Here is a 12,492-nt window from a genome sequence, read left to right as displayed (position 1 = left end):
ATGAGTCCTCCTTGGTTATTTCATTTAAGGGTCCATTTTTGCTTCGAAGCTTTGGACACCTCGTATGATACCAAGGGGCTCTTTTTTGTTCAATCCTCAAATTTCTTCATTACAGGAATGCTCCTTTATCAATAGAATAACAGGAACAAGAGACCGTCATCCGATTATTCGTGCACAAATAAATCGGGAAATTCTTTATTATTCTTCATAAACCGAACTGCAACGCTTCCTTCGTCGTAGCTAAATTTAGAGAGCCATATTAAGGTCTAAAAGACATATCTTAGGAAGGAACAAAATAGTTAACTCAAAAGCCTCGTATGAAAATAAATGTTCATACGAGGCGTAGTCAAAATACGGAGAACCCTTGAAAAAGAAGAACACTTTTTCTGCGTGCAATGTCCACTGCCAAAGCCTTCCTTATCCTGCAGGAAAAGCACAAGCTTACGACCCTGTCCCGCAAGAAAGCGGTCTTTATATGGAAGAAGCTAAACCCATGACCGCGTTTGCTGAAATAATGAAAAAGCTTCGTTCACGTTGTCCTTGATATAATAAATCCCCCCTTCATAGTAGTACGAGAATTTTTATTATTTCTCAGTCTACTATAAAGGGAGAATATCAAAATCCATTCGGATTATGATGTCAATTTTCCCAGTCTCTCACTTCAAGGGATTATTTTAAATTTTTAATATTACTGGATATATTTATCTAGAAAGCTAGTTAGCTTATCTATATATCTTTCTTTATGCGTTACAAATGCTTCCCCATGTCCTGCATGATCAAAGATAATCATATCTGCTTCGCTTTTCGTATTTTCATATAATTCCTTACTCATTTGGGTTGGAACAAATGTATCTCCATTTCCGTGAATATAGAGAATAGGAGTTTCCGACTTTTTTACTTGTTCTAAAGCAGAAGCTTCTTGCAAGCTATACCCTGCCTTTATTTTAGTAACGACACTAGTACTTGGGAGCATTGGAAAAGCTGGTAAGTGAAACATTCTTCCCATTTGATAATTAAACATATCATATACGCTTGTGTACGGACTATCTGCTACGATTGCCTTTACGTTATCCGGTAAATCTTCCCCACTTGCCATTAATACAGCAGCAGCTCCCATAGAAACACCGTGTAAAACAATTTCCGTATCCTCCCCTTGTTCTTCGATCACTTTATTTATCCAATCTAAATAATCTAATCGATCATGCCAGCCAAAACCAATGTAGTCACCATCACTATCGCCATGGCCTCTTAGATCAGCAGTGAACATATTATAGCCCAATTCCTCATAATAGTATTGACCAAACATTCCCATATCTGTAGCACGACCTAAATAACCATGAGCAAAGATAACTGTTTTAGTTGTCTCCTCTTCTGCTTTTAGGTAATAACCTTGTAATTGAAGACCATCATATGAAGTCATTTCCCAGTTTTCAAAATCCTGGTCACGAACCCAATCCCTCCAATCCCCCTGGAGCATTTCATCTAATGCCTCTGCCGAAACCTCCAAATCAGAATTGTCTTGAAGAAAGTCCTTCTCATTTCTAGCAATCGCTAAATTATAAAAATAAAAACTAGCTACCACATCTATTATTAGCAGGATCGCAAGCAGACCTAACCCGATACGTATCCATCGTTTTTTCTTCAAACTCACTCTCCCCCTTTTTTAGCCTCACCTTTTAATTATACAGGAGAACAAGCTAGTAGATAACCCTTTTTCACTGGTACTTGTTAACAGTAAGAGCTAAAGACAAAATTACCCTTTAAATCAACCCTGGTATGCGAAATCGTCAACGGGCCGTTTTTATCAAAAGCGTTTCCTTAAAAGCTATAAAAGGAACTGAGTTAACGTGATGAATAATTAAAAGGAAAGAACAAAAGCGCAAGCGTCTGATTAGAAACTAACGACTGGCGCGAGTCAACGGAGATAAATGAATCACGATGTGCTTGCGATCCGATAATGACTTAGATTAAGGCGATTCATGATGTCACCTCGTTTCTGGGCGCTGGAGCTGGACACAACTCAACACGCTCCTATTAATCCATATGGGCAAATTTTATATTTTTTTAGAATATAAAAAAGCTGTCGAGACTTTTCCCGACAGCTCCTTATAACACGACTGAACCCTACGCTCTTATTATAAAGGTTGCATATTACCATGGCTTTTAGATTAGATATAAAAGGAAGGAACCAAAGGAACCTAATAAAGTAGCTTATCAATTATTGAACGCTGCTTTCACTTCTTTAATTTGTTCAATATGTCGCTTTTCATGATACCCAACAAACGGAATATATTGTTCAAGGCTCAAATCTCCAAATGCTGGATGTGGATATGATTTCTCCCTAAGTGTTTTCTTATCCGCTGTCTCATTTAACTGCCTTAATCCTTGATGACTTGCAGCTAACTTCTGCTTCATTTCCTCTAATGTTACAAAATCTTCACTAGGTACTGCGAAATCAGGCGAATCAACTTTTACGGAACGATTGACTGTAAAATGAATTGGCTTTTCTGAAACATGTACCGTATCACCAGTAATGAGTTGTTGTTGTATTATTTTTGTAATTGCAACCTCCATAAGATATAGATGCTCCATGATCTGTTTTACTGACCATCTATCTGCTGAGGCTTTTTTATTTATTTCTTCATCTGTTAATCCGTTAACCTCTGATAAAAGACTTTCTCGTGCTTGTTCATTAATTTGCAACTGAATCAACCTCCCTTTATCGCTATCTTAAAGCAATACCCTTGAATTATTTTAATGAAACAATCCAGACTCCTTCGATTTTTCTTTCAGTTTATTTGTTTGACGATTTATAATTGGTTTTAAGAATGCACCCATGAATACAGCTGCTAGACCAAATATACATAGGAATAATATATCTCTCGTTGCTCGTTCCCAAACAATTCCGCCTACTGCTTCTCGCATCAGATCGATACCATACGTAAACGGCAAGAATGGATTAATTGCTTGGAAGAACTCTGGCAATAATACAACTGGATATGTTCCACCAGCACCAGCAATTTGTAGTACAAGTAGTACGATAACCATTGCTTTCCCAACATCACCAAAGACCGATACAAGTGTATAGATAATTAGCATAAAGATGGCACTAATGAGCAGTCCAAAAAGTATAAACCATATTGGATGTGCTACATCAACATGTAATAACAGCATATCTCCTGACGTAACAATTAGCGTCTGTAACAAACCAATTGTAATAAAGGTGAATAGCCGTCCAAAATACATTTCCCTTCCGGTGAGATTTTCTTGATGGTGAACATCTGCAGCTAATAGGGAAATTAATAATAGCCCCCCAACCCAAATGGCTAAAACTGTGTAAAAAGGCGTCATACCTGTACCGTAATTCGCAATTGGGAACAACTTATTCTCATTAAGCTGAACAGGCTCAGCAAAGAAGCCTCTCTCTGCCTCTGGATTATTCTGTAGTAGTTGGATAATCTCATTAATATCCGTTTCGCCTTGAATATCACGAATCCGATCTGCCAGTTCGTTCACTTTGCTATTTACATAAGGGTACTCATTTAATACCTCTTCTAATACTTTTTTTCCGTCACTTAAATTTCCTTCCGTACTAGACAAGATACGTTTAACCTCAGGTATGGTGTCCTTAATTTCTACCAAGATATTTCGTGCATCGGCTAAGGTGTTTTTAGCACGGTCAATCTCTGCCATAACAGTTGGCTCAATATTTTCTTTATAATCCTTTACAAAAGCATCAATATTCGTAGCGGTATTTGCCGATAGTTGCTGTAAGTCATTAATCGTCTGATCTACTTCTGTTTTCTTCTCGTTAATAAACGATTCTATTTCTTTATTCTTATCCTGTACAGCTACTAATCGGTCCCTGATAGCTGCTAATTGTTCTTGAGCCCTCTCAATCTGCTCGTTACTCGTTCCCTCTTCATTATTTTGTTTTTGTAATTCTTCCAGCGCTTGTTGTACGGTATCAATTGTTTTGATACTTTGATTAACCTGCTCATTTATTTGTTCCGTAAGCTGCGAACCATTACTAAAATCAATCCCTGTGTTTTGGATGTCTTGGATAAATTTATTTGTTTTATCTGCTATTTCTTGTACTCGATTTAAATCTTCTTCTATTTTCGGTGCCATTTCTTCTAATCGAGTTTCTGCCTTTTTAAGAAATGCTGTTGTATTATCGATGGTTTTCAATCCATCGTTTGTTACGCCTTCAGCCTTCGGCAACAGACCTTGAGCTTTATTTATGATAGCTTGAGCACTATTCGCATCTGTCATTGAATCATTTAATAAATCATGAATCTCTGGTAATTTTTCTTCCATATTAAAAATATACTGCTCAAATCGTTTAATGTCTGGTAAATCTTTTTCCAATTCAACGCCCAAATCATTAAATAAATCGAAGATTACACCATTAACTGTCGAAATAAATGTACTGCTAATTTGATCAACGATTACCGAGGCACCTTTTGATGTAATCTTAGGTGCAATAGCATTAATTTTTTCATTCACATAATATTCAATATCTGCCTTCTCTGGTTCATCCTCAACTACTGTTCCAAGCTTTTGAGAAAAATTCTTCGGTATAACGATAACAGCAAAGTAATTTCCATATTCCAGTTCATCCATGGCTGTTTCTCGATCGGTGAACTTCCAATCCATTGATTTATTTTCTTTAAGGTTTTCCACCAAATCATTACCTGCATGGATATCCTGATCTCGAACTGTTGCTCCTTCATCTTCATTTACAATACCTATTGGAATCTGGTCTGTTTGGCCATAGGGATCCCATGAAGCTTTAATATTCAACCATGCATATAGCGATGGTAATAAAATTAAGCCACCTATTAAGATGGCAGCGACCCAATTTGTACTAATATTTTTCATATCCTTCGAAAAAATCTTCCAGGTGTTTTTCATTTTCATCAACCTTCTATCTGTAAAATTAGTGAATGGACATTCACTTTACACGAAACGCGTGCCCAAAAGAATAGATAGCACAATCATAGTAACATCTATAGTTTTCATGAGGCGGGGACAAAGGTGTTTTAAATTAATAACGAACAACTAGCATGATGATTCGTGCAACGAAGCTGTTCTCTCTAGAAATCCACTTCGCTTTTTAGCGACTGATGAGCCTTTTCATGCTGATATAGTATGTGGTTTCACTAATACCCATTCCTCTCGTAGAAGTCCATTCCAATCCTCATTATGAAATAGCCTTTAGATACTTCTAAAAACGATCATGTATAATGCATGATTATAACAACCTAGAACCTGTAAATCCAGCTATTTAAATATATCATAATAATCATAATAATCTGAACTAATTTTTAAAACAGTTAGTTATATCGTATGAAATTTTCTCCATATCATACTCTTCTTTATTACAGTAAAAAGAAGATCGACTTTAAATGCCGACCCTCTTCCTTAAATATGTCTTCGCTCCATTAAATGGATACCTATACCTATCATAACAACGCCCATTAAAATTAAAATACTGATCGGATAGAGTAAATGCTGTATGGAGTAATTATAGACAACTGCCCCATTTAATATTTCCATTCCATATGTTAATGGATTAATCTTTGATAGTGCTATTAATGCATTTGACTCAACAATTTCGATTGGCCAATAAGCACCACCAATCATTGCCATACTAACAGCTATAATTGGTAGAATTGCATTAAACTGTTGAACATTTTTTACTAGTGCGGTAATCAATAGTGCTAATGCTATGACTGCAAAAACATATGGAATTATTAATAATAGTGTATCGTAGAATCTTCCATTAAAATTAACTCCAAATCCATATCGGAACAGTAAGAATATCACAAGCACCTGTAAATAACCCTCAAAGAAACTATATAGCATATTGGCAACATACATTTCCCACTTCTTAACCGGAGACAATATGATCCGATCCCATAATCCTTCGTTTTTCTCTGTTAATATTGGTAATACATTATAAGCAATTGTATAAATGACAAAGAATAAACTAAATCCAAACAATACTTGAAATGTCGGATTATACACAACAGCATCAGAACTCGTAAACCCCTTAGAATCAACAGTAAATACGGGATCATTCATAGACTCTTCCATGTCATAAAGCAATAAATCCTTTTGCTTATTACTAACCATATTGGCAGCATCCACTATATTTTGTTGCTGATAATAATGAATATATGCCTGACGAACCATATTTTCTACCATACGAACACGAACAGAGTCAACACCAACTATAACTTGATAATTTTCCTCTTTTAGAATTACACCTACTTCAGCTTTTCCGTTTTTAAGATGCTTCAACATTTCTTCCTTCTTCATTTCTTGAAGGTCAAAGGACGTAGATGCTTTTAATTCAGACATGATTGTAGTATCTCGCAAGTGTTCATCCACTATCGTTACTGGAACCCTAATTGCATTACTTCCTCCAGTTATCCCCATAATTAAGGCAAAACCAATAGACATGCCAGTGAAGATAAGGAAAGTCCATGGATTTCGAATAAATTGTCTAGCTTTCGCAAATAAAATACCAATCATACCGCTTCCCCCCTTTTAGGGAAAGTACTCGCTGCAATTAGAACCATTGCCATTCCAAATAAGCAAAGAAAAAGAATATTTGAACTTATCGCTGAAATATTGTCTCCTCTTAAAATGCTTAGATATGCTGACATTCCAGCACCATTTGGTGTTAAATTGCCAAGTGTCTGAATGAAAGTTGAATTATCTCCAATTGGATAAAAGCTTCCTCCCATCAAAGCCATAAGAGAAACAACAATACCAGAAAAGAAATTAGTTACGGTCTCAGAATGCAAACGATAGCTTATTGCGGTTAACAGAACTGCAATCCCTCCTACAGCAATAGAAAATGCAAACGTGACTAGCAGTAATGCCATGATATTGGGCCAACTAACTCCAAAGGTAATCCAAGCAAAACTGAATATAATTCCAAGATGTAAACATCCAAAAATCATACCTGACAGCAATATGCCAGTAAAATATACCCAACGAGACATATTTCCAATAATTATTCGGTTAAATACAAATATTCTTTTCTCCATAAAGGCAAGCGAACCAATTGTAGCAGCAATATATAACACAGTCATAACAGCCATTCCTATTGTATAATACCCCTTAGAGGTCACCGGATTTTTTTGATTAATCGATTGTTGATTATTATTCAATAGAGCTGTTTCTACAGCAAGCACTTGTTGGTCGATTTCCTTTTCTTGTAAAAATGAGGCTAGTGTATATTGTCGCTGTAGATCTTCCAGTAAACTACGAATAACACCTGCTCCAATTTGTTGCTGTTCATTTTCGTATAGTTGTAATTTAGGTTTATTTCCTTCCCCAAAAATTGTATACGACAAAAAATCGTGTGTGAATTTCCGAGGAATTTCAATAACAGCAGTATAGGTATTATCATCTAAAACCGCTTGTTTCTCGCTAAAAGGTACTTCTCTAACATCAATCACTCCCTTTAATTCATCATTCGTTAGAATTGATTTTAATGTTTGAATCGGCGCGATATTAGTTACATCGCTTTGTTCTACCTTTGTTCCTTTCGGATTGTCGATACTTGCTAAAAAGTTTTCCACTTGCTCGTTCTCAGGCTGATGCTCAATTAATGCTAATTTTACCTTTAAACCAGAACTATCACCATTCATCATACTGCCTAGCGCATTCCCTAATATCAGAATCAATATAATCGGTAAGCCAATAAGGAGTAATAACTGAACAGGATTTCTTATTAATAACAATGCTTGTTTTTTTATAATTTGACCTATCATATCCATATCCTCCTAATCTCGTAATGCTCTTCCGGTGAGATGGAGGAATACGTCCTCTAGTGTAGGTGTTTTAATAGCTACCGAACTTAATTCCAAGGATGCGTCCTCTGCCATTTTAATTAGAGTTGAGAAAATATTAACCTCTTTAGCCACCATTATCGTTATTTCTTTCTCTTCTACTTGAATGTTATTTACCAAAGGGTGCTCTTTTATTTCCTTTATAAACGCTTCATTCAGTCGGTCAGCTTTAATAGATATTGTCTTCTCCGCGGATAAAATTCGCTTGATATCATCCTTTGTACCAGAAGCAATTAAGTTTCCTTTATCCATAATATAAATGCGATCACATAAAAACTCTACTTCCTCCATATAGTGACTTGTATAAAGTACGGTAATATTTCGTTCTGCATTCAACCGTTTAACTGTCTCCAAAATGTAATTACGAGATTGGGGATCGATTCCAACGGTTGGTTCATCCATAATAATTAATTCTGGGTCATGTAATAGTGCTACACCAATATTTAATCTGCGTTTCATTCCTCCAGAATATTTCTTTACAATATCTTTCCTTCTATCTTTTAGACCAATAAGGTCTAATACTTCATCCATTCTTCTTTTTAATTCCGCTCCTTTTAATCGATAAATTCTTCCAAAGAATTGTAGGTTTTCTTCAGCAGTTAAATCGTTATATAGTGCAATTTCCTGTGGTACAATACCTGTTACCTTTCGAAGTTGAGCTGGCTTCTTTAGTATACTGTTATTATTAAATCGGACATCTCCTGCTGTTGGCTCAACCAATGATGACATCATGGATATAGCTGTCGATTTTCCTGCACCGTTTGGTCCAAGCAGTCCTATAATTTCCCCTTTTTCAATAAACATATTTAAATTTTTGACTGCATATTGCTGTTTAAATCTTTTGGTTAGATCTACTAATTCAAGCACCTGCATCTCCTCCCTTATCCTTAGTTTACGTGAATTGCCACAAATACCATACTATCTGAAGTCATGGATTATCTGGTAATTCATATGACGGAGGTCACCATGAAGTATTAGAAACATACTATCTAACACATTAAAAAACGTGCTATAGGATAAAGAATAGATATCCCTAAGCACGTTTTGATCTCCCTAAAACTTATTCTGTAATATCTTGTTTAACTGCAAATATGGCCAGTTGGGTACGATCCCTCAACCCCGTTTTTTGTAAAATTTGCGTTAGGTAATTTTTAATTGTTCCAATAGATAGATGTAGCTCCAAAGCAATTTCTTTATTTGTTTTTCCTTCACCAATTAATCTGGTAATGCATAGTTCCCTTTCAGTTAAAGAAACATCTAATGATGCTTGCTCTTCACGGGAACGTTGGAGTAATTGTGGTACTACTTTTGCTGCTACCTCATCATGAAGTGTCATACCTCCATGCATACAGCTATATACAGAATCAATGAGCTTTGTTGATTCAGACGTTTTCAATAAAAATCCATTTGCGCCTTCCTTAAGAGCCTCCAATGCATAAGTCTCATCATTAAATGTTGTTAATATAAGAATTTTTACATTTGGCCAATTTTGTTTGATGACTCTAGTAGCATCGATCCCATTCATGACAGGCATACGTACATCCATCATAATACAATCGATGAAATGCTTATGTAATATCTCTATTGCCTCTTTTCCATTACTTGCTTCATGTGTCACGCGAATCTGTTCATCCTGCTCAAGGATGACTTTCAGCCCTTGTCGCACCATAACCTGATCTTCAACTAATAGAACACGCCACATTTAATTTTCCCCTTTACTAAACAGGTATCATTCCAGAAACAATGAATTTCTTTTCTGTGCGATATATTTCCATACTCCCCTTAACTTCATCCACCCGTTTTTTCATATTTGTTAATCCAAACCCTTCAGTGAACGGTTCAGAGTCAAATACAGCATTACTAATTTCAAATGAAACAGCTCCAGTAGCTGCTTTTCCTAAGGTAACGTCGACTTCCCGTGACTGGGCATGTCGCATTGCATTTGTTAATGCTTCTTGAATAACACGGTATAGAACAACACTTTTTTGATTGGTTAACGGTATGGATAAGACACCCTGTTTCACTGTGAATTGAACAAGCATATGACTTTCTGCTTCTAATTTGCGAATTAAATGGACAACTGTAGAAATACCCTCATGCTCTTCTGTTTGTAATGCCGATACTGCCTGTCTAGTTTCCTCCAGACTTTTCATTGCCATCTCTTTTAAATCCTGATAATCTGCATCCTGATGTGTTATGGATAACATTTCTAATTTCATAATCAAAGCTGTTAATCGATGACCAACAGAATCATGCATATCTCTTGCAATTTTTGTTCTTTCCTCCAAGCGTGCATTTCGTTGTGCAGAAAGGTTTAAACGTTTCGATTTACGATATTCTCCCAATAATTGATCATACAACTCTCTTTGCTCGTGTCGCATCACCACGTGATGATTTAAAGATAAAATAAGAATGATACATAAAACAGTACTAATGATGATTTCAATGAAAAAATCTCCTAACGAGTACGCATAAAGAATGGACATGCTTCCATTAAATAATAGATAATAATATAAATTTTTTGTAGAGAGACGATAGCTCGCATCAATTGCCAACATTTGTAAATAAAGAATCGGTAGCAAAGATTCCATCATCACCCATCCATGGGATAACCCAATTACTGATAATATAAGATAATGAGTAAGCAGGGCTCGATTTAATGAAAGTAAACAGAATAAAGCAAAACTTATAGCAAACGCAAGAAGACTTACAGCAATGTTGGTACTATCCTGAACTATAAAAAGTACCCAAAAACCGCTGATGAAAGAACCTCTTATCCAAAAGTGCATCATTTTTCTACTCCAACCTTTTCCAAAGCTAAGCTCATATTTCAATAATTTTTTCCACCAACTTGCTTCTCTAGGGATTGTCTTTCTTTTCATGTCATACATTTTTTTACTTTTTAAGAATGCTTCTGCGATAAGAAGGATGACATTGTGTAAATGAATGAGTGAAACTTCAATCGATGTGGGTTTTGTTTACCCCTCACGGATTAATAGTATCTAAAGGGTACCTAAAGGCCTTTAAACCAATCGGACATTTACTGGCAGTCGATCATCCACCTTATCCATATTGGTTTTACTTTAATGCTTGAAGTGAGGGTCTTACTGCCAGTTATATGTGGGATAAATTAAAGATAACAAATATCTTTGCTTATTAGAACATATTTTTAATTTTCATTCTATTTTAAATGACGTTAGACACCTCTATCATAGTTATTTACTTTATAGAATTATGGCATGACATATGTTCTTTTATTTATGTATCTACAACTTATTGTTATGTTTTTAAAATAAGCCTACGTAATGCCCCTTGAAGCAACAACTAGACTATCTAGTGAATTCACATAAATAAGTGGTTGACTAATAGACTTGACGTGAGTTGTTCATAATTGTTACAGATAAAAAATCTCCATGTCCACATCTAATTGCTGCCTGTTCCTTGTATCCTCATTAATTTCAATTCACGCACTCATGTAGAGTGCGACTCGGACAACTCTTTCATAATATTAGATAAGTCGTTAATTTCAATCCACGCACTCATGTAGAGTGCGACTGAAACGTTGCTTATTAATTCTTGATAGATTTCCTATTTCAATCCACGCACTCATGTAGAGTGCGACTCACGTCATTTCCTCCTTTCCCTCCCATTAAGGATTTCAATCCACGCACTCATGTAGAGTGCGACATATGCGGTTTATTTCATCCCACGTAGATATCTATTTCAATCCACACACTCATGTAGAGTGCGACCAAAGCCTGTTCGTAGCGTTGGTTTTCACTTCTCATTTCAATCCACGCACTCATGTAGAGTGCGACGCAGTAGATAATCGTTATTATCAAACGTGATTATTTCAATCCACGCACTCATGTAGAGTGCGACCAACCCTTTATTATATTTCTTATAATGAGTATTGATTTCAATCCACGCACTCATGTAGAGTGCGACTTTCGCAAGTTTGGTGTGGCTGTAATGTATCAATGATTTCAATCCACGCACTCATGTAGAGTGCGACGTACTTAATTTTAACCTATCGTTAGAAAAATGATATTTCAATCCACGCACTCATGTAGAGTGCGACAATAGACGACCTGTAGCTACGTTAGGTTCAATCTATTTCAATCCACGCACTCATGTAGAGTGCGACAAAAATGCGGTAATACTATGGTAGGAACTAAAACATTTCAATCCACGCACTCATGTAGAGTGCGACGATCTCTAAAACGTTTATCTGTTGAATCAGGTCTATTTCAATCCACGCACTCATGTAGAGTGCGACGTCTGTAGGCGTGTATCCCGGCTGAATCATTAGCATTTCAATCCACGCACTCATGTAGAGTGCGACCCGCTAAAGATAGCGATTATGTATTCCGCAGTAGATTTCAATCCACGCACTCATGTAGAGTGCGACAGTAACGCTTTAGAAATACTAACTGTGCTTAAGAATTTCAATCCACGCACTCATGTAGAGTGCGACCTAGGGCTGCGAATAGTTGATTTCGACTTTTCGGATTTCAATCCACGCACTCATGTAGAGTGCGACGGTTGGTATCTGTCTAACCGGCGACTTTCGAACGATTTCAATCCACGCACTCATGTAGAGTGCGACACTGACGGTGTT

The 12,492-nt window shown here is 36.3% G+C and carries 8 protein-coding genes and 1 CRISPR repeat array (1 of these 9 only partly in view); all 8 genes read right to left on the bottom strand.

Going from position 1 to position 12,492, the window contains the following annotated elements:
• Positions 1-688: 688 nt before the first annotated feature.
• Entirely contained in the window at positions 689-1,645 is a 957-nt protein-coding gene (locus tag RVS70_RS11320) for an alpha/beta hydrolase (protein ID WP_281949306.1), read from the bottom strand.
• Positions 1,646-2,214: 569 nt separating this feature from the next.
• Entirely contained in the window at positions 2,215-2,703 is a 489-nt protein-coding gene (locus RVS70_RS11315) for a DinB family protein (protein ID WP_051388248.1), read from the bottom strand.
• 51 nt (positions 2,704-2,754) lie between these two features.
• Positions 2,755-4,917: a YhgE/Pip domain-containing protein gene (locus RVS70_RS11310; protein ID WP_281949307.1), complete on the bottom strand. Its 2,163-nt coding sequence runs from the start codon at positions 4,915-4,917 to the stop codon at positions 2,755-2,757.
• 510 nt (positions 4,918-5,427) lie between these two features.
• On the bottom strand, positions 5,428-6,543 hold the full coding sequence (locus tag RVS70_RS11305) for an ABC transporter permease (RefSeq protein ID WP_026679955.1): 1,116 nt from the start codon (positions 6,541-6,543) through the stop codon (positions 5,428-5,430).
• On the bottom strand, positions 6,540-7,793 hold the full coding sequence (locus RVS70_RS11300) for an ABC transporter permease (protein WP_281949308.1): 1,254 nt from the start codon (positions 7,791-7,793) through the stop codon (positions 6,540-6,542). Before RVS70_RS11300 ends, RVS70_RS11305 begins: the two co-directional genes overlap by 4 nt.
• A 12-nt stretch (positions 7,794-7,805) precedes the next feature.
• On the bottom strand, positions 7,806-8,738 hold the full coding sequence (locus RVS70_RS11295; protein WP_026679957.1) for an ABC transporter ATP-binding protein: 933 nt from the start codon (positions 8,736-8,738) through the stop codon (positions 7,806-7,808).
• Positions 8,739-8,931: 193 nt separating this feature from the next.
• Complete coding sequence (locus tag RVS70_RS11290; RefSeq protein WP_321133328.1) at positions 8,932-9,573, bottom strand: response regulator transcription factor; 642 nt, start codon at positions 9,571-9,573, stop codon at positions 8,932-8,934.
• 16 nt (positions 9,574-9,589) lie between these two features.
• A complete protein-coding gene (locus RVS70_RS11285; RefSeq protein WP_321133325.1) occupies positions 9,590-10,705 on the bottom strand; it encodes a sensor histidine kinase in 1,116 nt (371 codons plus the stop codon).
• A 621-nt stretch (positions 10,706-11,326) separates the two neighbouring features.
• A CRISPR array of direct repeats spans positions 11,327-12,492; the repeat unit is 32 nt; unit sequence ATTTCAATCCACGCACTCATGTAGAGTGCGAC (it continues 714 nt past the right edge of the window).

Origin of the sequence: Virgibacillus sp. M23 (genome assembly GCF_034190895.1) — a bacterium.
Classification (GTDB): domain Bacteria; phylum Bacillota; class Bacilli; order Bacillales; family Amphibacillaceae; genus Virgibacillus; species Virgibacillus salarius.
The sequence above is the reverse complement of the archived record's forward strand: the minus strand, read 5'-3'. Positions and strand labels throughout refer to the sequence as shown.

Coding starts and splice junctions, on each gene's coding strand:
- RVS70_RS11310 (WP_281949307.1), bottom strand. CDS start 4,917: ATGAAAAACACCTGGAAGATTTTTTCGAAGGATATGAAAAATATTAGT.
- RVS70_RS11305 (WP_026679955.1), bottom strand. CDS start 6,543: ATGATTGGTATTTTATTTGCGAAAGCTAGACAATTTATTCGAAATCCA.
- RVS70_RS11300 (WP_281949308.1), bottom strand. CDS start 7,793: ATGATAGGTCAAATTATAAAAAAACAAGCATTGTTATTAATAAGAAAT.
- RVS70_RS11290 (WP_321133328.1), bottom strand. CDS start 9,573: ATGTGGCGTGTTCTATTAGTTGAAGATCAGGTTATGGTGCGACAAGGG.